Raw genomic sequence first — 24,386 nt, forward strand, 5'->3', positions numbered from 1 at the left:
ATGTTATTGGAGGCAGGCATGAAGAAGAACAAGCTGGTAAAAATAAGTGCTATTATTGCAGCTGCTCTGCTGATTTCGGCATGCAGTACCAATGTCCGGGGACCGCAGGAAAAAATTGCTGTTATCAACTGGGAGCAGGCGGTAAGCGCCCATCCTCAGTATGCTAAGCTGGAGCAGGGTGAAAAAATTCTGCAGGATTTGCTTAATAAGCGTAAAGGTCAGGAAGAGCTGGCCAAGGCGCAGCTAAGCAGCCTGAATAAGCTGCGCAGTTTGCGGCAGCTCAGCCAGCAAAGCTTTATGGAGGCGGATTTCAATACCCGTATGGTAGAACAGAGGGAGATTGAAAATGCCAAGCTCCAGAAGTTTGTGGCACAGGCTGAGGCAGATGCTGACAATCAGCTGGCTGCACGCAAAAAAGATGTCGAAGATGCCTATAAGCTGAAATTATTTAACCTGCGGGCTCTTCTGGAGGCTGTTAAAATGAAGCCTGATGAACGTCAGGCCGTTGAAAAACAGCTGCAGGAGCTGCAGAAAGAGCGCGGTGCGCAGATTGCCGAGCTGCAGGCGGAAAAACGCCGTCTGGTTGATGCTAAGGTACTGCCGTATAAGGCAGAAGCCGAGCAGCGGATACGTGATATGACGCAGCAGCAGCATGCTCAGGCTATACAGCAGCTTAAATCGCCGGAGGAACGCGACAAGGAAATGCTTGACGCAGCACCGAAGGCCTTCAATAATGCACTGAGTATTATAGACAGAGAAATTGATAAGCAGCAGGAAAAGAACGATAGCCTGAAGAAGCAAATCAATCAGGATATCGAAAGCCAGGCTGTGAAGCTGGCGCATGAGCGCGGCTATACTATTGTTTTCAATAAGTTTAGAGTTAATATGAAGGCAGAGGATATTACCGCTGCTATAATAAAGGCCATGAAAAAGGCATGATATTGTTAAGTGCCCGGGCCTGATATGAGCTATAATTAAGTGAGGTTAAAAATTATGAAAAAAATTATTGCCGGTCTGATGATTGCAGCGTCTATGTTTACTTTCGGCTGCAGCGGACGTAATGCTGATTTTGGTACTGTTGATATGAGCAAGATTGAAGCAGAAGCTCCTATCGTAAAAACAACTCAGGAAGATGTAACTAAAAAAATGACCGACCTGAAAACCCAGATGGATAAGGACATGGAAGGCAAAACCGGCGATGATGCCAAAAAGGTTGCCGAAGATTACGGTGCAAAAGCTAAGCTGATTCAAAGCGAAGCACAAAATAAGCTGAAGGCCAGCTTGGATACTGCTCTGAAGCAGGTTTCCGACGAGAAAAAGCTGGGCGCTATTTTAGACAAGCGTGCCGTTCCTCAGGGCGGTACCGATGTTACCGGTGACGTAATTGCAAAAATGAAATAAGCAGCACTCTGAAGCGGGCGGATAGTCCGTCCGCTTTTTGCGTAAGCGGCTTTACGGTGGAGGTATGAAATGGAGAAGAGTGTACAAGAATTAGCAGAATTTTTAAAAGGCACGGTAGAGCATGATAACCCCGAATTGCGCATTACCGGCGTTAACGGACTGGTTGAGGCAGGACCGAAGGATATTTCCTTTGCGGTGCCGCCGCATGTAGAGCACTGTCATCTCAGCAAGGCCGGCGTAATGGTTCTCAGTTCCGAAGACCCGGAGCTTGACGGACGCCCTGTTATCAGAGTTGCCAACCCGCGTGCAGCCTTTGCCGCACTGCTGGAGCTGTTCCGTCCGCAGGAAGAGGTTGAGCGTGTTATCAGTCCTTATGCTTATGTATCCAAGAAGGCAAAGATCGGCAGCAATGTTGCTATTCAGCCCTTTGCTGTTGTTGAGGATGATGCCGAAATCGGCGACGGCTGCGTAATCTATCCGCATGCTTATGTCGGCAAGCGCGTAAAAATGGGCAAGGATTGTACCATTTATCCTAATACCACTATCCGTGAGGACTGTGTACTGGGTGACAGAGTTATTCTGCAGTCCGGTTCTGTAATCGGCGGCGACGGCTTTGGCTATATTACCCAAAACGGCAAGCACAGCAAGGTGCTGCAGACCGGTAATGTAGTGCTGCAGGATGATGTAGAAATCGGCAATAACACCTGTATCGACCGTGCTACAGTTGACAGCACTATCGTTGGCAAGGGCACCAAGATCGATAACCTGGTACATCTCGGCCACAACGATATCTTAGGTGAAAACTGCCTGGTTGTTGCTCATGTAGGTATTTCCGGCAGTGTAACCGTAGGCAACAATGTTACCTTTGCTGGTCAGGTTGGTACTGTCGGTCATATTACCATCGGCAGCAACTGCGTCTTTGGCGGCAAAACCGGTATTACCAATAACGTCCCTGACAATTCCGTTATGGGCGGCTTCCCTGCAATGCCTATGAAGGAATGGCTGCGTCAGGAAGCAAATCTGCGCAAGGTGGGCGATATGCTCAAGCGCGTCAAAGCTCTGGAAAAGGAATTGGCAGAGCTGAAAAAATAATAGGGTGGTGAAAGCTTGTTAGGTTATTATATAGTCAAGCTTTTTAGTAAATTTATGTGCATCTCCCCCATGTTGCTGCGCAAGCTGGTGGCAAAATTCCTGGGCAGCGTAGCAGTGGCGGTTGTACCGCGCTGGCGTATGCAGATGGCAGAGGCCAATATCCGCGAATGCCTGGGGGTTGACGAAGCAAGAGCTGCGGAAATCGCTGCAGACAGTCTGCATCGCTTCGGCCGCATGGTCGTTGAGGTTATGCGCTTCCCGCTGCTGAATAAGGATAATATTGACAAGAAGGTAAAGGTAGAGGGCCTGGAATATCTGGAGGCTGCTTATGCTCAGGGCAAGGGCGTCATTATGGCTACAGGTCACTACGGCAACTGGGAGCTTTTGGGCGCTACCGTAGCGCTGCACGGTTATCCGATGCTTTCTATTACCCGTAAGCAGAACAACGGTCATATGGATAAGCTTATCAATGAATTCCGCCAGATGGTGGGACAGAAGGTTACCTATAACCGTGGCGAGCATGGCCTGCTGGCTATCAGCCGTATGCTGCGCGAAAAAAATCTTCTGGGCATCCTTTATGACCAGGATACGAACGACGATGGCGTACGTATCGACCTGTTCGGCAAGGATTCTGTTATCCCTATGGGACCGGCGGCGCTTTCGCGTATTTACGGTTCGCCGATTTTACCAATCTTTTTGCACAATAATACAGATGGCACCTGTACGGCTAAAATCTATCCTCCCTTGTACACCCCGAAAACAAAAAACAAGGAGCAGGATTTTTATGCGGTAACCCGTGAGCTGGTGACAATACTGGAGCATGAGATTATTGCGCATCCGGAAATGTGGTTCTGGGTGCATGACCGTTGGAAAGACGGACGCCAACGTTTTGGCAGAAAAAAATAAATTTGATAAAGGAGGAGCAAAATGACCGAGCAAAAAAAGGAATACCAGCATACAATTGCTAAAGAGGTATCCTATTCCGGCATTGGTCTGCATTCCGGCAAGGATGTACTGATGACACTGAAGCCTGCAGAGGCTGACACAGGCATTGTCTTCGTCCGTACCGATTTACCCGGCAGACCGGAAATAAAGGCTTTACCGGAAAATGTAAGCTCCACGGTAAAGGCAACAACACTTAGTGCAAACGGTGCTGAGGTTTTTACGGTTGAGCATCTTATGGGTGCGCTGTCTATGATGGCGATTGACAATATCCGTATTGAAATGTCTTCCCCGGAGCCGCCGGTAACCGACGGCAGTGCCAAGGTTTTCTGCGAGCTGATTGAAAAAGCAGAACCGATGCAGCAGGAGGCAGAGCGTCATATATATGCCGTTGACAAAGCATTTTCCGTTTATGACAATGACCGTTATATCGTTATTTTACCTTATGACGGCTACAGAATTTCTTTTACATCCATTAACAGTCATCCGATGCTGGGAACCCAGTATTTCGATATCCTGCTCGATAAGGAGAGCTTTAAAAAGGATATTATGGCTGCCAGAACAGTTGCTTTTACTTCCGAGCTGGAAATGCTGCGTAAGATGGGCCTGGGCCTTGGCGGTTCGTTAGAGAATGTAGTTGTTTTTGATGATGAAAAAATTCTTTCGGTTCCGCGTTTTGACGATGAACTGATCAGACACAAGATTCTTGATGCCATTGGCGATTTGTATCTGCTGGGACCGATTAAAGCGCATGTTATTGCCGTAAAAACCGGACATGCGTTTAACTCGCAAATCGCTAAACAAATTCAGGCTTACAGAACAAAGGGGGAGTAATAAATGACAGTATTAGATATTAACGAAATTAAAAAGATCCTGCCGCATCGTTATCCGATGCTTTTGGTTGACCGCATTCTGGAAGTTGAACCTATGAAACGCGCAGTAGGTATTAAAAACATTACCGCTAATGAAATGCAGTTCTTAGGTCATTTTCCTAATGAACCGATTATGCCCGGTGTTCTGCTGATTGAGGCTATGGCTCAGGTTGGCGGCGTTGCTATGCTGTATCCGGAAGAAAACCGCGGCAAGATTGCTGTTTTCGCTAAAATAGACAATGTACGCTTCCGCAAGCAGGTTGTGCCCGGCGACCAGGTTGTAACCACCGCTGAGGTAACTAAAATTATGCGTGGTAATATGGGTATCATTCATTGCGAGGGTAAGGTTGACGGCAAGGTTGCCTGTGAATGCGACTGCACCTTTGCTATTATGGATCCGAAAGAAAATTAATCAGCAAAATACAAAAAAGCTGTAATTGGTAGAATAAGCGAGCAATACAGCTAAAATTAATGCTAAATTCATTTAACTGTGTTTTTTGTAATGTTAAAAATCGTGGATGCCTGTGATTATAGTATTATATTTGTATTTAATTGCTTGATTAACATCTTGTTTGGGGAGTGAAAATAATGAGTTCGGTTATTATGCCAACCAATGGTATCCATGAAACTGCAATCATTCATCCGTCTGCTAAAATCGGCAAGGACGTAAGCGTAGGTCCTTATGCTGTTATCGACGAAGATACGGAGATTGGCGACGGCTGCGTGATTGGCGCACATGTGACTATCCATCCATATACTAAAATCGGCAAGAATTGCCACTTTTTCCCGGGCTGCTCTATTGGCGCAGTACCGCAGGATTTAAAATTTGTAGGTGAAAAAAGCTATACCATTATCGGTGACGGCGGCAGCTTCCGTGAATGCTGCACTGTTCACCGTGCATGCGGTGAAGGCAACGAAACCCGTATCGGCAATAACATCCTGATGATGGCCTACACCCATGTAGCACATAACTGCATCGTGGGCAATAATGTTATTATGTCTAACGTTGCAACACTTGCAGGTCACGTTATCGTTGAGGACCGTGCTGTTATCGGCGGCTTGTCTGCAGTACACCAGTTCTGCAAGATTGGCCGTAACGCAATGATCGGCGGTATGGCACGTGTAACCCAGGATGTTCCTCCGTTCATGATCTGCGCCGGTGACCCCGCTTTTGTTTCCGGTCTGAACAGCGTAGGTCTTTCTCGTGCAGGTATGCCGGTTGAAGAACGCAGCGAGCTGAAAAAGGCTTTCCGCATTCTTTATCGCAGCGGTCTGCCGCTTCAGGAAGCAATCAGCACTATGGAGCAGGAGCTGACAAGCTCTGAGCCTATGGAACATCTGATGCGTTTCCTGCGTAATGTAGAACGCGGCATCATCCGTACACGCAGAGGCTAAGGCTATGGAGGTGCTGGGCGTACTTTCAGGTGTCGGACATCTGCCGGTAGAGGTAGCACGCTCAGCGAAAGAGCTGGGTTACCATGTTGTCGCTGTAGGTGTTGTTCCCGGTATTGACGAGGAGCTGCCCGGCAGTGTTGATGTTTATTACGATATCAACATCGGCAAAATCGGCAAGATTATTTCTACGCTGAAAAAAAATAAGGTTACCAAGGTCACAATGATCGGCAAGGTAACAAAGGAAGTTTTGTACAAAGCAGGCAGGATTGTTCCTGATCTGCGGGCGATAAAAATTTTGGCCACCATTCCGGACCGCAAGGATGATACTATCATGAATGCGATTGTCAAGGAGCTGGAGGACGAAGGCATTGAGGTTATGGATCAGACCTTATTGATTAAACCGCTGCTGCCGCCGCCCGGTGTTCTGACCAAGCGTAAGCCTACGGAGGCAGAGCTTGCGGATATGGAATTCGGTTTTGAGATGGCCAAAGCCATCGGCGGATTGGATATCGGTCAGACCGTTGTTGTAAAAAATCGTGCCGTTATGGCGGTAGAAGCGATTGAAGGCACTGATGCCTGCATTCTGCGCGGCGGTTTTTTAGGCAAGGGCGGCGTTATCGTAGCCAAGGCTGCCAAGCCGAAGCAGGACCAACGCTTTGATATTCCCGGTTTCGGTACGACGACGATTGAATCAATGATTCACGCCGGTGCTACAGGAGCTGTTATTGAAGCAGGTAATACTATCATTCCGGAGCGCGAAAAGGTGATAGCGCTGGCAGATGAGCATAATATTACCATTCTTGTAAAATAAATATCGGAAAAATTTCGTATTTCTTAGCGGCTGATAGCTTATGTCAGCCGCTTTTTGTGTTATAATATATACTGAATATATATAGGTAAATGCAAGGAGACATCATGGCGAAAATATTAATATCTGCCGGAGAAGCCTCTGGCGATATCCATGCAGCTGCTGTGACTGCTGCTATAAAAAAACTTGATAGCAAGGCCGAGGTTTTTGGTATGGGCGGCGACGCTCTGCGCAAGGCCGGCGGCGAGGTGCTGTGGGACATTAAGGACCACGGCGTAATGGGTTTTGTGGAGGTTATCCGCAAACTGCCTGATTTATTCCGTCTGCGCAGTGATTTTGCGCGCATTATGGACGAACGCAAGCCGGACTGTCTGGTAGTTGTCGATTACCCCGGTTTTAATATGAAGCTGGCTAAGCTGGCTCACGATAAAGGAATTCCCGTTGTATCATATATTGCTCCGTCGGCATGGGCCTGGAACAAGGGCCGTGCCAAAAAGGTTGCGAAAATAGTGGATAAGGTTGCCTGCATCTTTCCTTTTGAATACGATGTGTACAAGGAAGCAGGTGCTCCCGTAGAGTTTGTAGGTCATCCGCTGCTGGATATTGTACATCCTACGATGACCAAGGCTGAGGCTGAAGCCTGGGCCGGCAAGCAGCCCGGCAAAAAACTGATATTGCTGATGCCCGGCAGCCGTCTGATGGAAATTGAAAAAATGCTGCCGACGCTGCTGGCAGGTGCAAAGCTTTTAAAGCAGCAGTTGCCTGATGCGCAGTTTGTTATGCCGCGCGCTAACACAATTCCGCTTGCTATGCTGCAGGAAAAAATTGCGGCGTATGGCATTGAGGTAAAAATTACCGAAGGCCATAACTATGATTTGTTCAGTGTAGCGGATTTGGCGCTGGCTACCAGCGGTACGGTAACGCTGGAGGCTGCTTTGTGCGGACTGCCGAGTGTTATTGTTTACCGTACTTCCGCACTGAATGCTTTTATCGCGCGTTTGGTAATCAATATCCCCAATATCGGCTTGCCGAATATTGTTGCGGGCAAAACGATTATGCCGGAGCTGCTGCAGGAGGACTTCACCCCGGAAAAATTAGCGAAAACTGCAGTAGAGCTTTTGCAGCCTGAGCGTCAGGCACAGCTGCAAAGCGATTTGGCATATATGAAGCACAGACTTGGTGAACCCGGTGCGGTAAACCGCGTTGCTCAATTAATCTTAAAAATAACTGAGGAGAGAAAATGAATTTATACCTTCGAGCATTGAAATATGTAAAAGCCTATTGGATGCGTGCGCTGGCAGCGCTTATCTGCACCGGCATTGCCTCCGGCTGTACTGCTTATCTGCCTTGGGTTATCAAGGATATGGTAGACCAGGTTCTGCGAGATAAGGATACATCCATGCTGAACTATATTGTAATCAGCATTGTGGTTGTTTTTATTATCCGCTGTGTTTCCTATTACGGACAAAGCTATCTGATGAACTATGTCGGTCAGCGTGTGATTATTGATATCCGCAGGGATGTTTTTGAAAAGCTGCAGCGTTTAAGTATGAGCTTTTATGACAAGCATAAAACCGGTACCATTATGAGTTATGTTACTAACGACGTTAGTGCGTTGCAGTCCGCGATGGTAGAAAACGTTGTGGAAATGTTTACCGAAAGCGTTATTCTTATCGTATCTGTCGCTATGATGCTGTATCTGGACTGGAAGCTGTTCCTCGTAACCTTTGCAACCTTCCCGGTTGTACTGTTCTTCATTGACAGCTTCGGTAAGCGCATCCGTAAATCCGGCAGCCGTATTCAGGAGGCTGCTGCTGACATTACTTCTGTACTGCAGGAGGTTGCTTCCTCTCCGCGTGTTATCAAATCCTTTGTGCGCGAAGGCTATGAGGTAGAGCGCTTCGACAAGGAAAACATGAACAACTTCCGCGCCAATATGAAGTATGCGCAGCTTTCTTCAACGCTCACCCCGACGATTGAATTTGTTGCGGCTGTCGGCGTTTCCATTATTCTCTGGTACGGCGGCAACAGCGTTATCAACGGCAGCATTACCGCAGGCTCTCTGGTAGCCTTCCTGACCTATGCTGTTAATATTTCTAACCCGATTAAACGTTTAAGCCGTGTTATCGGCAATATTCAGAAGGCATTGGCTGCAGCGCAGCGTGTTTTCGACGTATTGGATTTGCCTGAGGTTATAAAAAATGCACCTGATGCCAAGGCTCTGCCGAAGGTAAAAGGCGATGTACGCTTTAATGATGTAAGCTTTGCTTATAACGAAAACGAAGAAGTGCTCAGCCATGTTTCCTTCGAGGTTAAGCCCGGCGAAATGATTGCCTTTGTCGGTCCTTCCGGTGCTGGTAAGTCTACCGTAGCCAGCCTGTTGCCGCGTTTCTACGATGCGACTAACGGCAGTATTACGATTGATGGGCAGGATATCCGTAAGGTTACGCTGGATTCCCTGCGTGAGCAGGTTGGTATTGTACCGCAGGAAACAGTGCTGTTCAACGGTTCTGTTTATGATAACATTCTTTACGGACGTCTTGATGCGACACGTGAAGAGGTAGAGGCTGCAGCGAAGGCTGCGAATGCCCATGACTTTATTATGCAATTGCCTAACGGCTATGAAACAATGCTGGGTGACCGCGGTATGAATATTTCCGGTGGTCAGCGTCAGCGCATTTCTATTGCCCGGGCAATATTGAAGAACCCGCAGATTCTGATTCTCGACGAGGCAACCTCTGCACTCGATACGGAAAGCGAGCGCGTGGTACAGGAGGCTCTGGACCGCCTGATGGTAGGCAGAACGTCCTTTGTTATTGCGCATCGTCTTTCGACGATTAAAAATGCTGATAAGATTATGGTTTTGGAAAATGGCCAGCTTATCGAGCAGGGTAACCATGATGAGCTGATGGCTATGGACGGGCTGTACGCGCATCTGTATAAGATTCAGTATCGCAGCAAGGAAGTCAAGTAAGGCGAAAAGAGGTTAGTAAATGTATATACTCTACAATATTCTTATTTTAATAGTGCTGGTAATTTTTATTGTCCCCTATTACACTTACCGCCTGTTTACAGAAAAAGGCTTCGCCTTGCGCTTTAAGCAGAGCCTCGGTTGTGTAGATGAAGAGGATATTGCCAAGGTTGCCGGCAAGGACTGCGTATGGATTCATGGTGCATCCGTAGGCGAAATTGTTGCCACCAGCCCGCTTGTTAAACAAATCCGCAAGGAAATGCCCGAGCGCCCGGTATTGGTATCTGCCTTTACCGTAGGCGGTTATAACATGGCCAAGCAGATTATTCCCGAAGCAGATGCTATTATCTACTTCCCGCTGGATTTACCGTTTGTTGCGGAATCTCTGGTCAAGCGTATTCACCCCGGTGTCTTTATGCCGGTAGAAACAGAGCTGTGGCCTAATTTCCTGCGCGCTATCCGCGAACGTCATATACCTGTAATGATGGTAAATGGCCGTATCTCCGAAAAATCCGTAAAAAATTACAAATATCTTTATGGTATCTGGGATGATATGCTAAATACTGTAACCCGTTTTTGCATGCAGTCCAGCATTGATGCCGATTATATTGCGCATCTCGGTGCCGACCGCAGCAAAATCTTTGTTACCGGTAATACAAAATTTGACCAGACCTATGCGGAGGTTACGCCGGAGGATTTGGCGAAATACCGCTTTGAGCTGGGATTGAAAGAGGATTATCCTATTATCGTTGCCGGCTCTACGCATCCCGGCGAAGAAAAGGTGCTGTTTGAATCCTTCAAGTGCATCCGTAAAAAATATCCGCATGCACGTCTGATTATCGCACCGCGTAAAACTGCCAGAGCAGATGAAATTGCCAAGCTGGCAAGCCATTACGGCTATGAAACAGGCTTCCGCTCCAAGATGCTGGAGGAAAGCGGTGAGCGCAAGGAATATCATTTGCTGATTATCGATACCATCGGTGAGCTGGGACGTATTTATGCTGTCGGCGATGTTGTTTTCGTCGGCGGTTCCTTCAGCAATACCGGCGGTCATAACGTACTGGAGCCTGCTGCCCATGCCAAACCGATTCTCGTCGGCCCGAGCATGCAGAACTTTAAGGATTCCTATGCACTGTTGAGCAAGGTTAAGGCCTGCAAGATGGTTAACAATAATGATGAACTGACGAAGGAAATGCTGGATATTCTGGGCAATGACGAGCGTCGCACGCAGATGGGTGCAGCTTCCCTGCAGGTTATCAAAGAGAACCGCGGAGCGGATGTGCGCAGCATCCATTATCTCAAGGAACTGCTTGATTTAACTGCTGTGCCTGCCCGTGAATACAAAAGCTATCCGATTAATACGCGTAACCTGACGGATGAAGGCGGCGGACGCCTGCGTCACGGTGATGCGATTATCCAATATGTTATGCAGGTTGCCTATGGTCCGGAAACTCCGTTCTTCGGCTGGCTGTTGCTGGCAGTTCTGCGTGGCATGTCTTATTTATACGAATTCGGCGTTTGCTGCAAGCTGTCTATGTATAATTGCGGCCTGCTGCACAGAGAAAAGCTGAACTGCTGCGTTATCTCTATCGGTAATATTACCGTCGGTGGCACCGGTAAAACTCCTACCGCCCAGAAGATGGCGGCAATTATCAAGTCTATGGGCTATCGCGTTGTTATCCTGAACCGCGGCTACCGTTCGCATTGGGGCAAGGAGCTGGGCGTAGTTTCCGACGGCAATAAGATTTTCATGACTGCCTATGAAGCAGGTGACGAAGCTTACCTGATGGCCAAGACTTTGCCGGGTATTCCGGTAATCATCGGCAAAAACCGTGCCGTTACCGGCCGTTATGCCGTTGAAAAGCTGAATGCCGAGGTTATCATTATGGACGATGGCTATCAGCACTGGCAGCTGGAGCGCGACCTGGATGTCGTATTGGTAGATACGCTGAATATGTTCGGCAACGGCTGTGTGCTGCCGCGCGGTACTCTGCGTGAGCCGCTCGAAAACCTGAGCCGCGGCGATTTGTTCCTGCTGACCAAAACCGACCAGAGCAGCAAGCTGAGCCGCATTCAGCTGCGTCATACTATTGCCAAATATAATGACAAGGCACCGATAGTAGAAAGTATTCACCATCCGAAAAACTTTGTGGAAATTGCCGACTGGTACAAGGGTATTTCCGAAAATATCAAGGATCTGGAAGAGCTGCGCGGCAAGGATGTTATGGTTTTTTCTGCAATCGGCAACCCGTCATCCTTCGAACAGACTCTCTCCAGTATCGGTTTGAATATCATGGAGGCTGTACGCTATCCAGACCATCACGATTACGGTATGCTGGAAATGCAGTACATCAACGAGCGTGCCAGCAGCCTAAAGGCTGTAGCAATGGTTACTACAGCGAAGGATGCTGTTAAGATACCGACTGAATTTATTTATTCTGCCCGCGAAATTCCTTTGTATATCCTGAATATGGATATCTGCATTACCGAGGGCATGGATAAGTTCAAAGAATATATTGATCATGCCATTAAAAAGGAGCTTGATAAAAAATGAAAGTTTTATGCGTAATTCCCGCACGTTATGCTTCTACCCGTCTTCCGGGCAAACCGCTTTCCCTGATTGCAGGTAAGCCGATGATTCAGCACGTTTATGAGCGTGCCTGTCAGGCTAAGCTGCCGGACGAGGTAGTTGTAGCTACCGATAATGAGCTTGTCAAAAAGGCTGTAGACGGCTTTGGCGGCAAAGCAATGATGACCTCTCCCGACCATCCGAGCGGTACCGACCGTCTGGCTGAGGTAGCTTTGAACTATCCCGATGTTGATGTTATCGTTAACGTACAGGGTGATGAGCCGATGATTCCGCCTGAGGTTATTGACCGCCTGGCTGAATGCTTTACCGGTGACAGCGAGCTGCAGATGGCAACATTGAAGGTTGCTATGAACGAGGAGGATTACAACAATCCTGCTGCCGTAAAGGTTGTAACCGACCTTAACGGCTATGCACTGTACTTCTCCCGCAGCCTGATGCCGTATCCGCGCAATAAGCCGGAGGGCTACAAGGTTTACAAGCATGTAGGTATTTATGCTTACCGCCGCAGCTTCCTGCTGAAATATGCAGCACTGCAGCCGACACCACTGGAAAGAGCGGAAAGCCTGGAGCAGCTGCGTGCACTGGAAAATGGTTATAAGATTAAAGTTCTGGAAAGCGATTTCCAGGGCATCGGTGTTGATACCCCCGAGGATTTGGCAGCAGTCAACGAGCTGTTTGCTAAAATGAATAAATAAACTGGAGGATACTTATGCAAATCGTTAAAGTTGGTAATTATGAAGTAGGTCAGGGCCATCCCCTGATGCTGATGGCAGGTCCCTGCGTGCTCGAAGGCTATGAGCGCAGCCTGATGATTGGTCAGCGTACAAAAGCAATCTGCGACAAGCTTGGCATTCCCTATGTATTTAAGGCTTCCTTTGATAAGGCTAACCGTTCCTCTTATGCTTCCTTCCGCGGACCCGGCATTGAAGAGGGCTTAAAGCTTTTGGCTCAGATTAAAAAGGATCTGGGCGTTCCTGTAGTAACCGATATCCACGAGCCCTGGCAGGCTGAAAAGGCTGCCGAGGTTGTAGATATTCTGCAAATCCCGGCTTTCCTGTGCCGTCAGACCGATTTGGTTTATGCAGCTGCCAAAACCGGCAAGACTGTTAATGTAAAAAAAGGTCAGTTCCTGGCACCTTGGGACATGAAAAATGTTATCAAAAAGGTTGAGGAAGCAGGCAATCATAACATTATGCTGACCGAGCGTGGTGCAAGCTTTGGCTACAACACACTGGTAACCGATATGCGCGGTCTGGCTATTATGCGTGAGCTTGGTTATCCCGTAGTTATGGATGCTACTCACAGCGTACAGATTCCCGGCGGCCAAGGCACCTCCAGCGGCGGCCAGAGCCAGTATGTTCCGCATATGGCACGTGCTGCTGCGGCTGTCGGCATTGATGCACTGTTCTTAGAGGTGCATGATAATCCGGCAGAAGCACTGAGCGACGGCCCGAATATGGTTAAGCTGGACAATCTGGAAAAATTATTGACCGACGTGCTGGCAATCGACAAGATTGTACGCGGCTAAAGGTAGGGTGAGAATATGGAAGCAATGCTAAAGCATGCACAGGATGTTCTGCGCATGGAGGCAGAAGCGATTTTAGAGCTGGTGCCGCGTGTAGATGAAAATTTTGCTGCGGCAGTAAAATTGATTTTAGACTGTCAGGGCCGTACCGTTATTACCGGTATGGGCAAATCCGGTCTTATCGGCCGCAAAATGGCTGCAACCTTTGCCAGCACCGGCACACCATCCTTTTATCTGCATCCTGCAGAGGGTATTCACGGTGACCTGGGCATGGTTACGGAAAGCGATGTTGTTATTGCTCTCTCCAACAGCGGTGAAACTGGTGAGGTTTTGAATATCCTGCCGTCCTTGCGCCGCATCGGGGCAAAGATTATCGCTATGGTCGGCAAGCCTGATTCAACACTTGGCAAGAATGCCGACGTTGTACTTAATGTAGGTGTCAGCAAGGAGGCCTGCCCGCTTGGCCTAGCTCCGACAAGCAGCACGACCGCAGCGCTGGCCTATGGTGATGCGTTGGCTTTGGCGCTGCTCAAAAAGCATAACTTTACCGCAAGTCAGTTTGCTATCTTCCATCCGGGCGGCAGCCTGGGACGCAAGCTGCTTCTGACCGTAGGCAGCATTATGCATAAAGGCGAGGAGAACCCGACTGTGCTGGCAGATACCAAGGTACAGGATGCTTTGTTTGTTATTACCGACAAAGGTCTGGGTGCTGTATCCGTTGTTGATGCGGACGGTGTTATGCAGGGTGTGCTTACCGACGGCGATATCCGCCGCGGTCTGAGTAAGGGTGTTGATTTCCTGCAGCGTCCTGTTTGCGAGCTGATGACAAAGGCTCCGAAAACTATTACCGAAGACAAGCTGGCAGCACAGGCTCTGCATCTTATGGAAAGCAACAAGCCGAAACCGATTACCGTGCTGCCTGTTATTGACAAAGATAATAAGGTTATCGGCCTGCTGCATATGACCGACCTTGTAAGGCAAGGAGTAGTATAATGATCAGCTGGTTCGATGATGCACAGGATGAGGATGACGAATTTATAGAAGCAGCTAAAGCAATCAGACTGCTGGCATTGGATGTTGACGGTGTGCTGACCGACGGAACTATCTATATTGCGGCAGACGGAGAATGCTTTAAGGGCTTTAACGCAAAGGATGGCATGGGCATCAGCTGTGCCCTGCACAATGGTCTTGAGGTAGCGATTATTACCGGACGCAAAAGCGAGATTATCCACCGCAGAGCCGAGGAACTGGGCATAACAACCATTATCGAAGGCGCGAAGGATAAGCGTGAAGCGCTGCGTTCCTTGAGAAGGCTGCGCGGACTGTCGGTAGAAGAGGTTGCTTATGTAGGCGATGACCTCAATGATTTGCCGGCCTTTGCCGAGAGCGGTCTGACATTTGCTCCCGATGATGCTGCGGAAGATGTGTATGATGCAGCTGATATCGGTTTGGATAATCCTGGCGGCAGAGGTGCTGTCCGCGAAGCAATAGAGTATATTTTAGCTGCTCAGGACAAATGGGAAAAAATTGTTGCTTCATATGAGCAAGCTGGACAAGGAGATAGACAATAATGTGGCTTTATTATTTATTAAAAACAATGAGTACCGTAATTTCCTGGCTGCCCTATAAGGCAGTTGTGGTTATCGGTAAGGGTATGGGCCACCTCTATCATAAAATTGCCAAAAAGCAGCGTGTGCGTGCAGAGGAAACTATCCGCGAGCGCTTAGGCTATAGTCAGGAGCAGGCCGAGGCTACAATCAAATCGCTGTTTGTGAAGCTTGGCATAACCTTTATGGAAATTATGTATATGCCGGCGTTGAACAAGGACAATATCCGCGGTCTGGTAACCTTTGACCGTCCGGAGGTTCTGTGGGATGCGCTTAAGGAGAAGCATGGCGTTGTTATGCTGGCCTGCCATATGGATAACTGGGAATGGCTGGGCGCTGCACTGGCGCTGAACGGCTTCCCGCTGAGTGCGGTAGAAAAACCGCAGCCTAACCGTGTTTACAGCGATTTTATGAATGAGCTGCGCAAGGGCGTAGGCCAAGAAATTTTTTCGCGTGGTACAAGTGAAATCCTCGGCTGTGCGCGTGCTATGAAGAAGGGCCGTATGCTGGGTCTGATAGCTGACCAGGACGGCGGCTATGACGGCATCTTCGTTCCTTTTTTGGGCAAGATGGCATCAACGCCTAACGGACCGGCATATTTTTCCCGTAAATTCAAAGCACCTATTGTGCCGATTTTTATAGTACGTAAGCCTGACGGCTATGGCCATAAAGCGATTGTACGCGACCCTATCCATTATGAATTCACCGGCGACCAAAAGCTGGATGATTATAATGTTACCCTGAAAATGACTCAGGAAGTTGAAAAAATAATCAAGGAATATCCTGATAACTGGTTGTGGTTCCAGCATCGCTGGAATACACCATACACCCCACAGGAGGAGGAAAAGCAGCCAGATGAAAAATAAGAAAGTAATTCTGTCAGTATTGGCAGGCATTGTAATTGCCGGTGCAATTATTGCCTGGCTGATGCTGAGCGGCGATAAACCTATAACTGTAAAACCGGGTGATGGTGTTACAGCGCAGATTAATGCTTCCTTAAAAAACAGTATGGTTAAAAGGGAAAAGGATGGCAAAAAGCTGTGGGAGTTTACAGTAGAAGAGGTTGTTAACGATAAGGCTAAAAACACAGCCTATCTGAAGGGCATCAAAGGCAAAGTTTATCGTGCGGACGGCAGCTTTATCGATATTTCTGCCGATAAAGGCAGTGCCGGCATGAAGAGCAATGACTTTTTCCTAGAGGGTAATATTAAGGCTGTACTGAATACCGGCGGCGAGCTTTATGCCGATAAAATAAGCTGGAATCAGGAAAAAGAGCTTATTACGGCAACAGGACATTTTAAAATGCATAAGGATGCCTATACCGCAACTGCGGATAGTGCTGTAACTACCAGTGCTTTTAAGCATATTAAGCTTAAGGGTAATGCTAAAGTGGAGAAAGGCGGCGAATAAGATGGCTTACAAAAATAGATTACTGCTGACAATGGCTGCAGCCATGCTGGCAGCAGGCATAACAGCAACTGCTTTTGCGGCTCCCGGCAATTTCAGCGTTCAGGCTGATGAGCTGGAGTATGACCTGGGCAGCGGTGAAGCTGTAGCAAAAGGAAATGTTGTACTGATGCAGGATGGCGGCAGAGCTACTGCCGATTATGCCAAATTCAACAGCAAAAGCAAGAGCGGTGTTTTAACCGGCAATGTTATTGCCGACCGTGATGATGCACATATTGTGTGCAATGAGTTTATAGTGCATAATGAAAATGATTTGTCTGCTGTAGGCGGTGCCATGATTACCAAGGGTGGCAAAAGCCTGAGCTCTGACAGAGTTGATTATTACAAGGCGCGCGAATTTGCCGAAACAATCGGCGGCTGGGCACGTCTTACCGACAGCGACGGCAGTGTGCTGAATGCGGCAAAGATTGATTATAATATGGCACAGGGAGTTGCCAATGCATACGGTGGTGTTGATATCCGCAGTGATGCACGCAGCCTGACAGCTTCTGCTGACAGTGCAGTCTACAAAACCGATAACAGCGGTTATGTAGAGCTTATCGGCAATGCCAAAGCAACTCAGAACGGCAACAGCGTTGCCGGCGATAAACTGCGCCTTACCAATACCAACGTGGCTATTGCCGACGGTAATGTAGATATTATCTATATTCCGGAAAAGCAGCCTGCGCTGCCCGGTAAAGAAAAACAGGGCGCAGATGATAAAGCTTTAGCCTAAGAAGCGGAGGGCAAAGTTTTGGTTATAACAACAGATAATCTGGTAAAAATTTATAATACCCGTCACGTTGTTGATGGAGTAAGCATCAGCGTAGAGCAGGGCAGCGTAGTAGGCCTGCTCGGTCCTAACGGCGCCGGCAAGACGACAACCTTCTATATGATTGTCGGTATTGAAAAGCCTGATGCAGGTACCGTGATGCTCGACGGCAAGGATATTTCCTCAATGCCCATGTACGAAAGAGCGCGTGCAGGTATCGGCTATCTGCCGCAGGAGGCTTCTATTTTCAGCAAAATGACGGTAGAAGACAATATCATGGCGATTCTGGAAACAACTGATCTGAATGCATCCGAGCGAGAAGCGAAGATGAACGCTCTGCTGGATGAGTTCCGTCTGAATCATGTGCGCAAGAGCGAGGGCAAGGCGCTTTCCGGCGGTGAACGCCGCCGCGTAGAGATTGCCCGTGCGCTGGCTACAGACCCGGCCTTCATTCTGCTGGACGAACCGTTTGCCGGCATCGATCCTATTGCCGTAGCGGATATCCAGGGCATGATTGCGCATCTGGCACAGCGTGGCATCGGTGTGCTGATTACGGACCATAACGTCCGTGAAACACTGAGCATTGTTGATAAGGCCTATATTTTGGCCGAAGGTCATATTTTACTGCATGGCGACAGCGAAACAATCGCTAATGACCCTGTTGCCCGTAAATATTACCTTGGCGATAACTTTAGCATGTAACAGGAGGAAGAAAAGTGCGCTTACGATTATTAGACCGTTATGTACTGAAGGAGCTTTTATACCCCTTCGTTTTCGGCATTGCTGCTTTCTCCAGTATTTTTATTGCCAGCACGATGCTGTTTAAAATTACGCAATACATGACTAAATACGGTGCTCCGTTGGAGACTGTAGCCCGTTTGTTTATGTATAATCTGCCGGAGGTTATCAACTATACCTTCCCGATGTCTATGCTGCTGGCAGCGCTGATGGCTTTTGGCAAGCTTTCCGGCTCCAGTGAGATTACGGCAATGAAGGCCGGCGGTGTCAGCTACTACCGTATTGTTGCGCCGGTGCTGGTTGTTGGCTTCTTTGTCAGCATGTTTTCCATGGTGTGGGCAGAAAAGGTAGTGCCCACCTCCAAAGCGAAGGCGTCGATAATCCTGAATGAGGAAATCCGCCACAATACGCGCCCCACAACTCAGAATCATATTATCATCAAAACTATCAGCGGTGATACCCAACGTGTTACCTATGCTAATAAGTTTGATGAAAAGCTTGGCAAGATGACCGATATCACTATCGAAGAGTTTAATAAAGGCAAAATTGCCCGTATTCAGACCGCCAAGGAAGGCTATTGGGAAAACGGCAGCTGGCGTATCGTAGACGGTAATGTTTTTGCGCTGGACGATAAGGACGGCGTACAAAGCAGTGCCAAATTCAAGGAACAGATTATTCCTTTGAATTTCTCGCCGAAGCAGATTTCCTGGGAGCAAAAGGAGCCTGAGGAAATGACTATCCGCGAATTACGCGAATATATCAGCATGCTGGAAGAACAGCATACCTCGGCAGCACGTCAGTGGTGCGAAATCTTTATGAGAATCAATATTCCGCTGGCAAGCTTCTTCTTTGCAATGATCGGTGCTTGTCTGGGCACTCAGAAGCAGCGTACCAGCTCTTCTATCGGTCTGGGCATCAGTATCATCGTAATATTTATTTATTATGCAATAATGACCTTCACCACCGGTTTGGGCAAGGGTGGTGCAATGCCGCCGCTGCTGGCCTGCGCATTGCCTAACATTCTTTGCTTGGGTGTCGGCGTTTATCTGATGAAAAAGAAAAATGCCTAAAAGACTTGGATGAGTAAGTCATGGAGGTGAGTACTTGGTAGGTATAAGATTAATTATCATTATGGCCATTGTAGGTGGCCTGATTGCCTATCTGGCCGATAAAATGGGCAGTAAAATAGGCAAAAAAAGAATGTCGGTATTTGGCTTGCGTCCAAAGCATACGTCCATATTACTTACGGTACTCGGCGGTACTATTATTGCTGTTCTGACTATCAGTGTTATGGCAATAGCATCACAGAGTGCGCGCACAGCTTTGTTCGGCATGGAAAAAATTCAGCAGGAGCTTAAGCTTTTAAACCAAGAAAAGGCAGATACAACTGCTGCACTTGAACAGGCTAAAGGCAAGGTTAACGAGCAGAACAAAAAAATCAGTGAGCTTGATGCTAAAATCCAGGAAGCAGTTGCCGAAAATGATGCAATGGAAATCAAGCTGGCCCAGGTTAATGACATGTACAGCCAGGCACAGAATGAGGTAAATTCGCTTACACATTCCAAGCTGCAGCTGACGAATGAAATTGACGAGCTGGAAAAAACTACCGAGGCTCTGCGTAAGGGTATCATCAATATGCGTGAAGGCCAGGTTTATTACCGCGCCGGTGAAGTTGTTTTTGCCGGTGTTATGCGTGGCGGTCTGAAGCATAAAGAAAATATAATTCAGATGAACTGGCTGCTGCAAAATGCAAATGAAGCAGCATTGCAGCGCTTGGGTGTTATCCACGATGAACAAAAGCCTCTGCAGGCTATCTGGATTGGTAAAAACGTTGTCGATAATGCTGTAGCAAGACTGGATAAAAGCAAGGGTAATATGCTTTTCCGTATCCGCGCTGTTGCTAATATCATAGTTGGCGAGCTGGCAGTATGCGATATTGAAATGGTAGATAATCAGCTCATTTATCCTGACGGAACCTTGATTTTCAGTGAGCAGTATAATCTTGGTAATAACGGCCCGAGCTATGAAAGCGTGCTTATGGAATTCTTGACGCAGATTAACCATAATGCGGTAAAGGCCGGTGTGCTGCCTGATCCGATGACGGGTAAGGTTGGCAGTATGGATGCTGCTACTATGATTGAAGCAGCTAATTCAATGCGTCGCACCAGAGGCAGCTTTATTCTGCGTGCTTATGCTAAAGGCGATATTACGACAGCCGGACCTGTAAGGGTAAGGCTGGAGGTGGTTCCGGTCAATGAGTAATTATCTTGGCGTAGATCCGGGGCGCAGCAAAACAGGATTGGCATTAGTTGCCGCTGATGGCAAAATCCTGAGCCTGCATATTGCGATGACGGATAATCTGGCTGCAGAGCTGCGACAGTTTGTCGGTTCAGCTAAGCTGCAGGGAATTATTATGGGCAACGGCACAAATAATAAGGCTATAGGCGCAGTTTTGCGTGAGCTTTATCCGGATTTGGTACCGGAGCTTGTCGGTGAAGCATACAGTACGGAAGAAGCTCGTAGCCTGTATTGGCAGGAAAATCCTCCTAAGGGTTGGCGTAAGCTGGTGCCGCTAGGTCTTTTGGTGCCGCCGGAGCCGCTCGATGCATATGCTGCTGTTGTGCAGGTGCGCAGATGGTTAAAGAAACATGAGGAAATGGATTAATGAATAAGCTTGGCGATTTAAGCTGTAACGAATTTTTAACTGAGCTTGCAAGCGCTGCGCCCGCCCCCGGTGGCGGCGGCGGCGCTGCAATGGCCGGAGCTTTGGCGGCGGCGCTTGCTTCTATGGTTGCTAATCTGACAATTGGCAAAGAAAAGTTTGCCGACCGCGAGCCGGAGGTCAAAGAACTGCTGGAGCAAGCGGAAGCAGAACGCGTACGTCTTTTGACGCTTGTAGATGAGGATGCGGCTGTATTCAACAGCTTTATGAGTTGTTATAAGCTGCCTAAGACTACTGATGAAGAAAAGGCTGCGCGTACAGCGGCAATACGTGCCGCTGCAAAGCAGGCAGCGACTGTACCGCTGAATATTGCCCGCAGCTCCTTTGCTGTACTGAAGCTGGCAGACAGGCTGGTAGTATCAGGAAACCCAGGCGTGATTACAGATGCTGCCTGCAGCGGTTTGCTGGCGCGCGCTGCGCTGCGCTGTGCGGAGTACAACGTGCGCATTAACCTGGGACTGACCAAGGATGAGGCGTGGAACGCACAGGCTGCAGCAGACCTGAAGCAGCTTTTGGCAGATGCCGAAGCGCTGGAAACTCGTTTGCTTGCAGTAACGGATAAAGCGTTGCAATAAGGCTTTATTGCTTGGTGCGGTAGAAGTACTTGACGTAAGCGTGTTTTTAAAGTATAATAAAATTCTAATGGAAAGGTGGCCGAGTGGTTGAAGGCTCTAGTCTTGAAAACTAGCGAAGGTGCAAGCCTTCCGTGGGTTCGAATCCCACCCTTTCCGCCATTAAAAAATTATAATAGGGTCTTGCAATTTAGATAAGAATCTGTTATAATAAACAAGTAGTCTAATGGAGTGGTACTCAAGCTGGCTGAAGAGGACGGTTTGCTAAATCGTTAGACGGTTTACCCCGTGCGTGGGTTCGAATCCCACCCACTCCGCCAACTATGGCAATCGGCTCTCGGAGAAATCCGAGAGCTTTTTTGTTTTTAAATTTTGCTTCTTGCGAAATGTTACAGCGGTTTACCCCGCACAGGGTTTGCCACCCCAACCCGCTCCGCCAACTATGGCAATCGGCTCTCAGAGAAATCTGAGAGCTTTTTTGTTGCTTAAATTTGTTTCTCATTTTTCCTTATGCGGTCTATATGTTTTGCCTTGCTTGCCCATTTTGGAAGCACAGCGATTGCAGCAGTAGCGTTTGTCTGAACGGCGTCCGCTGATGAGAAAATAATTGCTGCATTCAGGATTGGCGCAGCGATGGTATTCGCCCGGATTGAGCAGCAGCTGATATAAATCAAGATAAATTGCCTGCATAAGATAGCTGCATTGCCAAAGACTGGTAAATTTTTCTTGCGCCAGGTCCATTTGCGGTCTGGCGGTATAAATATTGTCGTTGATGATGTCGAGCAGGACGCGTCTGGCAAAAGCGTGGTCAAGGCTTCTGCCTGGAACATCTTCAGCGAGAATTATAGCAGTAAGCTGTTTCTTCGTCAGCAGGTCCTTGTCATAATCAGCAAGCGTGCGCAGCATATGCTTGTCTACAACTGCGAGAAAGTCTTGCAGCTGGCAGGCGTAGTCTGCATCTGCTTTACGGATATTCTTGAGCAGCTGCGTGTGCGAAATTCGCTTGTGCGTAGCAAAGTATTCTGCGGTCCTGAGAGTAGGTGCTTCGATGCGCGGCAGCAGGTAGTGAATGCCACGCGCGCTGTAATGCAGCAGGTAGGCAAGCGCATAGATAACGCTTGCCTGCGTCCCTTCATGTCTGATGAGATAGCTTTGGACAATAAGCAGGCTGCGGACGATTTTGACGCAGCGGGCAAAAAGACGCAGGCTCATAATGTCTATTTCGTCTATCTCGAACAGGGTGTATTGCAGGGAAACTTCGGCGTCAGTGCCAGCATAGTCTTTTTCTGCAAGGACATCTCCCAGATACAGGGTGTCGTCGATAAAGCTGAAATCGTTGATGAGCATAGAGTGATTTTCGTCGTCAAGGTGTGCACGTTTCCCAAGGCAGCGCTGCGAAGAATAGGGCAGGCCGTAGGCATTGCAGAAGGCAAGCACCTGCTTTTTATCGTTTTCGTCAATATTGGCGAAGGCTATAGTCAGGGAAGAAGCTGCCGCACCTTCCTCACTTTGGGAAGCGATGGTTTGCGTATGAAAGGGGCCTTGGGCGCAGATAAAGTCGTCCTGACCGTTAAAAAAGCGGCGAATCTGATAATTGCCGCAGATATTATTGGTGAAAAATTGGGGAATCACTGGCGCCGGAAAGGCGCGTTGCATTGTCGTCATAGGTATAACCTCGAAAAAATCTAAAATCTTATGTTGCTAGCAGATGCTGATGTTTTGTCGGCATCTGCTTTTTCGTCATTATAATATCACGAAAAAGAAATTTTATCATGGTATTATTATTTCTGACTCTATCTTATACTAAAAGCAGGCGGTGGTCAAGTAAGCTTGTATGGTTTATGTCAAATATATTCCATATATATAAAATCTAAAGCACCGCAAGGGTAACCTTTTAAGTTCATAATATATAGAAGGGAAGAGATAAGAAGTGATGCTTTTTGTTTGAAGAAAAATATAAAACTATTGGCTTGAACATTATGTATTATCGCAGAGCATTGAGTATGACGCAGAGTGAGCTGGCGGAGAAAGCCCAAATGTCAAGGGCGCGCGTCTCGGATATAGAATGCGGTAAGGGACCGTTTAATATGGAGTCTATATTTTTGCTGGCGCAGGCCTTGGGGGTTGACCCGGTGCGGCTTCTGCAGGAGAAAGAGTGAGAAATAGCGAAAATAATAATTACGTAAACACATTGCCCATTCCGAAAAGCAAAGCATAAGAAATTAAACCATATGTAAAGTTATGAAAAAAATTGTGCAAAGATATGAAATCGAGAATATGCGATAATATATTGGTAAAAGGAGTGAGGGCTAAATGTTTGCGTCGAGATACAAGAAAATATGTGCCAAGATAGTTTTTTACAGGAAATTGAAGAGTATGACACAGGAGAAGCTTGCCGACGAAGTTGGTATTACACCGCAATATTTATCGCGTATTGAAAACGGCGGCTATACGAAATGCGTATCGCTTTCAACCTTAATGAAGATTGCCGAGAAGCTAGGGATTACGATGAGTGAGCTAATGGAAGGAGTAGAAGATACTTCTTTATAAATTTTGGAGGCAGCATATGAGTAATAAGATAAAGCGTAGTCAGGTAGATGACATTAACAGACGCAATAATGCGGCTGACAGCTATAAAAACAGGTCATTTGCGAAGAAAAAAAGTGTAATTGACGAATATACCGGCGATAAAATTTTTTATAATGCTAATAAGCATATTAATGAAAAGCAATCAAACGTTGACCACATTGTTCCGTTAGATGAGCAAATCAGGCGTTATGGCTCTGATTTGACGCCGGAACAGATAAGAAAAATGGCTAATGATGATGCGAACCTTGCTAATACCAATGCTTCGCTGAATAAGTCCAAGGGTGCGCTGAATAACCACGAGTATATAGCAAAAACTCAAACTTCGCACACGGAAAACATCCCGT

27 protein-coding genes and 2 tRNA genes are annotated in these 24,386 nt (G+C 47.7%); 28 read left to right on the plus strand and 1 reads right to left on the minus strand.

Features of this window, described 5'->3' with window-relative positions:
• Positions 1-18 precede the first annotated feature (18 nt).
• The 25 genes from HMPREF9443_RS02745 (at position 19) to HMPREF9443_RS02865 (ending at position 21,773) form a co-directional block, all read left to right on the plus strand.
• Positions 19-939, plus strand: coding sequence for a hypothetical protein (locus tag HMPREF9443_RS02745; RefSeq protein ID WP_040564843.1), 921 nt, complete (start codon positions 19-21; stop codon positions 937-939).
• Between the two features lie 54 nt (positions 940-993).
• Positions 994-1,401, plus strand: a complete 408-nt coding sequence (locus tag HMPREF9443_RS02750) for an OmpH/Skp family outer membrane protein (protein ID WP_009144982.1) — start codon at positions 994-996, stop codon at positions 1,399-1,401.
• Between the two features lie 69 nt (positions 1,402-1,470).
• Positions 1,471-2,493, plus strand: coding sequence for a UDP-3-O-(3-hydroxymyristoyl)glucosamine N-acyltransferase (lpxD, locus tag HMPREF9443_RS02755; RefSeq protein WP_009144983.1), 1,023 nt, complete (start codon positions 1,471-1,473; stop codon positions 2,491-2,493).
• Positions 2,494-2,508: 15 nt separating this feature from the next.
• Positions 2,509-3,399, plus strand: a complete 891-nt coding sequence (locus tag HMPREF9443_RS02760; RefSeq protein WP_040564845.1) for a lysophospholipid acyltransferase family protein — start codon at positions 2,509-2,511, stop codon at positions 3,397-3,399.
• Positions 3,400-3,420: 21 nt separating this feature from the next.
• Entirely contained in the window at positions 3,421-4,269 is an 849-nt protein-coding gene (lpxC, locus tag HMPREF9443_RS02765; RefSeq protein WP_009144985.1) for a UDP-3-O-acyl-N-acetylglucosamine deacetylase, read from the plus strand.
• Between the two features lie 3 nt (positions 4,270-4,272).
• The gene (fabZ, locus tag HMPREF9443_RS02770; protein WP_009144986.1) at positions 4,273-4,719 is read left to right on the plus strand and encodes a 3-hydroxyacyl-ACP dehydratase FabZ; all 447 of its coding nucleotides are present in this window, start codon (positions 4,273-4,275) and stop codon (positions 4,717-4,719) included.
• Positions 4,720-4,895: 176 nt separating this feature from the next.
• Positions 4,896-5,702, plus strand: coding sequence for an acyl-ACP--UDP-N-acetylglucosamine O-acyltransferase (gene lpxA / locus HMPREF9443_RS02775; RefSeq protein WP_009144987.1), 807 nt, complete (start codon positions 4,896-4,898; stop codon positions 5,700-5,702).
• Between the two features lie 4 nt (positions 5,703-5,706).
• Positions 5,707-6,513: an LpxI family protein gene (locus HMPREF9443_RS02780; protein WP_009144988.1), complete on the plus strand. Its 807-nt coding sequence runs from the start codon at positions 5,707-5,709 to the stop codon at positions 6,511-6,513.
• Positions 6,514-6,617: 104 nt separating this feature from the next.
• Positions 6,618-7,754, plus strand: coding sequence for a lipid-A-disaccharide synthase (gene lpxB, locus HMPREF9443_RS02785; RefSeq protein WP_040564848.1), 1,137 nt, complete (start codon positions 6,618-6,620; stop codon positions 7,752-7,754).
• Positions 7,751-9,484, plus strand: a complete 1,734-nt coding sequence (locus HMPREF9443_RS02790) for an ABC transporter ATP-binding protein (protein WP_009144990.1) — start codon at positions 7,751-7,753, stop codon at positions 9,482-9,484. Before lpxB ends, HMPREF9443_RS02790 begins: the two co-directional genes overlap by 4 nt.
• Positions 9,485-9,503: 19 nt before the next feature.
• Positions 9,504-12,035 carry a tetraacyldisaccharide 4'-kinase gene (lpxK, locus tag HMPREF9443_RS02795; protein WP_009144991.1) on the plus strand — a complete coding sequence of 844 codons (2,532 nt, stop codon included), beginning with the start codon at positions 9,504-9,506 and terminating at the stop codon, positions 12,033-12,035.
• The gene (gene kdsB / locus HMPREF9443_RS02800) at positions 12,032-12,766 is read left to right on the plus strand and encodes a 3-deoxy-manno-octulosonate cytidylyltransferase (RefSeq protein ID WP_009144992.1); all 735 of its coding nucleotides are present in this window, start codon (positions 12,032-12,034) and stop codon (positions 12,764-12,766) included. Before lpxK ends, kdsB begins: the two co-directional genes overlap by 4 nt.
• A 14-nt stretch (positions 12,767-12,780) precedes the next feature.
• The gene (kdsA, locus tag HMPREF9443_RS02805; RefSeq protein WP_009144993.1) at positions 12,781-13,599 is read left to right on the plus strand and encodes a 3-deoxy-8-phosphooctulonate synthase; all 819 of its coding nucleotides are present in this window, start codon (positions 12,781-12,783) and stop codon (positions 13,597-13,599) included.
• Positions 13,600-13,614: 15 nt separating this feature from the next.
• A complete protein-coding gene (locus tag HMPREF9443_RS02810) occupies positions 13,615-14,589 on the plus strand; it encodes a KpsF/GutQ family sugar-phosphate isomerase (RefSeq protein WP_009144994.1) in 975 nt (324 codons plus the stop codon).
• The gene (locus tag HMPREF9443_RS02815) at positions 14,589-15,167 is read left to right on the plus strand and encodes a KdsC family phosphatase (RefSeq protein ID WP_009144995.1); all 579 of its coding nucleotides are present in this window, start codon (positions 14,589-14,591) and stop codon (positions 15,165-15,167) included. The genes HMPREF9443_RS02810 and HMPREF9443_RS02815 overlap by 1 nt, the downstream gene beginning before the upstream one ends.
• Entirely contained in the window at positions 15,167-16,069 is a 903-nt protein-coding gene (locus HMPREF9443_RS02820) for a lysophospholipid acyltransferase family protein (RefSeq protein ID WP_009144996.1), read from the plus strand. The genes HMPREF9443_RS02815 and HMPREF9443_RS02820 overlap by 1 nt, the downstream gene beginning before the upstream one ends.
• The gene (gene lptC, locus HMPREF9443_RS02825; protein ID WP_009144997.1) at positions 16,059-16,613 is read left to right on the plus strand and encodes an LPS export ABC transporter periplasmic protein LptC; all 555 of its coding nucleotides are present in this window, start codon (positions 16,059-16,061) and stop codon (positions 16,611-16,613) included. Before HMPREF9443_RS02820 ends, lptC begins: the two co-directional genes overlap by 11 nt.
• Before the next feature lies 1 nt (position 16,614).
• On the plus strand, positions 16,615-17,385 hold the full coding sequence (locus HMPREF9443_RS02830) for an LptA/OstA family protein (RefSeq protein WP_050787092.1): 771 nt from the start codon (positions 16,615-16,617) through the stop codon (positions 17,383-17,385).
• 18 nt (positions 17,386-17,403) lie between these two features.
• Complete coding sequence (gene lptB / locus HMPREF9443_RS02835) at positions 17,404-18,123, plus strand: LPS export ABC transporter ATP-binding protein (protein ID WP_009144999.1); 720 nt, start codon at positions 17,404-17,406, stop codon at positions 18,121-18,123.
• 14 nt (positions 18,124-18,137) lie between these two features.
• Positions 18,138-19,229 (plus strand): LptF/LptG family permease, encoded by a 1,092-nt coding sequence (locus HMPREF9443_RS02840; RefSeq protein ID WP_009145000.1) that lies wholly within the window; start codon positions 18,138-18,140, stop codon positions 19,227-19,229.
• Between the two features lie 34 nt (positions 19,230-19,263).
• Positions 19,264-20,421 carry a DUF3084 domain-containing protein gene (locus HMPREF9443_RS02845; RefSeq protein WP_040564850.1) on the plus strand — a complete coding sequence of 386 codons (1,158 nt, stop codon included), beginning with the start codon at positions 19,264-19,266 and terminating at the stop codon, positions 20,419-20,421.
• A complete protein-coding gene (locus tag HMPREF9443_RS02850) occupies positions 20,414-20,824 on the plus strand; it encodes a RuvC family protein (protein WP_009145002.1) in 411 nt (136 codons plus the stop codon). Before HMPREF9443_RS02845 ends, HMPREF9443_RS02850 begins: the two co-directional genes overlap by 8 nt.
• Positions 20,824-21,456 (plus strand): cyclodeaminase/cyclohydrolase family protein, encoded by a 633-nt coding sequence (locus tag HMPREF9443_RS02855; RefSeq protein ID WP_009145003.1) that lies wholly within the window; start codon positions 20,824-20,826, stop codon positions 21,454-21,456. Before HMPREF9443_RS02850 ends, HMPREF9443_RS02855 begins: the two co-directional genes overlap by 1 nt.
• A 69-nt stretch (positions 21,457-21,525) precedes the next feature.
• A tRNA-Ser gene (locus HMPREF9443_RS02860) sits at positions 21,526-21,615 on the plus strand.
• 66 nt (positions 21,616-21,681) lie between these two features.
• Positions 21,682-21,773, plus strand: a tRNA-Ser gene (locus HMPREF9443_RS02865).
• 178 nt (positions 21,774-21,951) lie between these two features.
• On the opposite strand, the gene HMPREF9443_RS02870 is transcribed toward HMPREF9443_RS02865, so the two are convergent.
• Positions 21,952-23,118 carry a hypothetical protein gene (locus HMPREF9443_RS02870; protein ID WP_040564852.1) on the minus strand — a complete coding sequence of 389 codons (1,167 nt, stop codon included), beginning with the start codon at positions 23,116-23,118 and terminating at the stop codon, positions 21,952-21,954.
• 275 nt (positions 23,119-23,393) lie between these two features.
• Between HMPREF9443_RS02870 and HMPREF9443_RS02875 the strand changes: the two genes are divergently transcribed.
• From HMPREF9443_RS02875 to HMPREF9443_RS02885, 3 genes are all read left to right on the plus strand, one after another.
• Entirely contained in the window at positions 23,394-23,612 is a 219-nt protein-coding gene (locus tag HMPREF9443_RS02875; protein ID WP_009145006.1) for a helix-turn-helix domain-containing protein, read from the plus strand.
• Between the two features lie 154 nt (positions 23,613-23,766).
• Positions 23,767-24,003, plus strand: coding sequence for a helix-turn-helix domain-containing protein (locus HMPREF9443_RS02880; RefSeq protein WP_009145007.1), 237 nt, complete (start codon positions 23,767-23,769; stop codon positions 24,001-24,003).
• A 16-nt stretch (positions 24,004-24,019) separates the two neighbouring features.
• Positions 24,020-24,386: GmrSD restriction endonuclease domain-containing protein (locus HMPREF9443_RS02885; RefSeq protein ID WP_009145008.1), on the plus strand; the 367-nt coding region annotated here is incomplete at its 3' end.

It is taken from the genome of Phascolarctobacterium succinatutens YIT 12067 (genome assembly GCF_000188175.1).
GTDB classification, from domain to species: domain Bacteria; phylum Bacillota; class Negativicutes; order Acidaminococcales; family Acidaminococcaceae; genus Phascolarctobacterium_A; species Phascolarctobacterium_A succinatutens.

Bases quoted from the DNA above. Each gene is read 5' to 3' on its own strand.
- HMPREF9443_RS02745 (WP_040564843.1), top strand. From the start codon at position 19: ATGAAGAAGAACAAGCTGGTAAAAATAAGTGCTATTATTGCAGCTGCT.
- kdsB (WP_009144992.1), top strand. From the start codon at position 12,032: ATGAAAGTTTTATGCGTAATTCCCGCACGTTATGCTTCTACCCGTCTT.
- kdsA (WP_009144993.1), top strand. From the start codon at position 12,781: ATGCAAATCGTTAAAGTTGGTAATTATGAAGTAGGTCAGGGCCATCCC.
- HMPREF9443_RS02820 (WP_009144996.1), top strand. From the start codon at position 15,167: ATGTGGCTTTATTATTTATTAAAAACAATGAGTACCGTAATTTCCTGG.
- lptC (WP_009144997.1), top strand. From the start codon at position 16,059: ATGAAAAATAAGAAAGTAATTCTGTCAGTATTGGCAGGCATTGTAATT.
- fabZ (WP_009144986.1), top strand. From the start codon at position 4,273: ATGACAGTATTAGATATTAACGAAATTAAAAAGATCCTGCCGCATCGT.
- HMPREF9443_RS02815 (WP_009144995.1), top strand. From the start codon at position 14,589: ATGATCAGCTGGTTCGATGATGCACAGGATGAGGATGACGAATTTATA.
- HMPREF9443_RS02870 (WP_040564852.1), bottom strand. From the start codon at position 23,118: ATGACGACAATGCAACGCGCCTTTCCGGCGCCAGTGATTCCCCAATTT.
- lpxK (WP_009144991.1), top strand. From the start codon at position 9,504: ATGTATATACTCTACAATATTCTTATTTTAATAGTGCTGGTAATTTTT.
- HMPREF9443_RS02790 (WP_009144990.1), top strand. From the start codon at position 7,751: ATGAATTTATACCTTCGAGCATTGAAATATGTAAAAGCCTATTGGATG.
- HMPREF9443_RS02750 (WP_009144982.1), top strand. From the start codon at position 994: ATGAAAAAAATTATTGCCGGTCTGATGATTGCAGCGTCTATGTTTACT.
- lpxA (WP_009144987.1), top strand. From the start codon at position 4,896: ATGAGTTCGGTTATTATGCCAACCAATGGTATCCATGAAACTGCAATC.
- HMPREF9443_RS02880 (WP_009145007.1), top strand. From the start codon at position 23,767: ATGTTTGCGTCGAGATACAAGAAAATATGTGCCAAGATAGTTTTTTAC.
- lpxB (WP_040564848.1), top strand. From the start codon at position 6,618: ATGGCGAAAATATTAATATCTGCCGGAGAAGCCTCTGGCGATATCCAT.
- HMPREF9443_RS02855 (WP_009145003.1), top strand. From the start codon at position 20,824: ATGAATAAGCTTGGCGATTTAAGCTGTAACGAATTTTTAACTGAGCTT.
- HMPREF9443_RS02830 (WP_050787092.1), top strand. From the start codon at position 16,615: ATGGCTTACAAAAATAGATTACTGCTGACAATGGCTGCAGCCATGCTG.
- lpxC (WP_009144985.1), top strand. From the start codon at position 3,421: ATGACCGAGCAAAAAAAGGAATACCAGCATACAATTGCTAAAGAGGTA.
- HMPREF9443_RS02850 (WP_009145002.1), top strand. From the start codon at position 20,414: ATGAGTAATTATCTTGGCGTAGATCCGGGGCGCAGCAAAACAGGATTG.
- HMPREF9443_RS02780 (WP_009144988.1), top strand. From the start codon at position 5,707: ATGGAGGTGCTGGGCGTACTTTCAGGTGTCGGACATCTGCCGGTAGAG.
- lpxD (WP_009144983.1), top strand. From the start codon at position 1,471: ATGGAGAAGAGTGTACAAGAATTAGCAGAATTTTTAAAAGGCACGGTA.
- HMPREF9443_RS02810 (WP_009144994.1), top strand. From the start codon at position 13,615: ATGGAAGCAATGCTAAAGCATGCACAGGATGTTCTGCGCATGGAGGCA.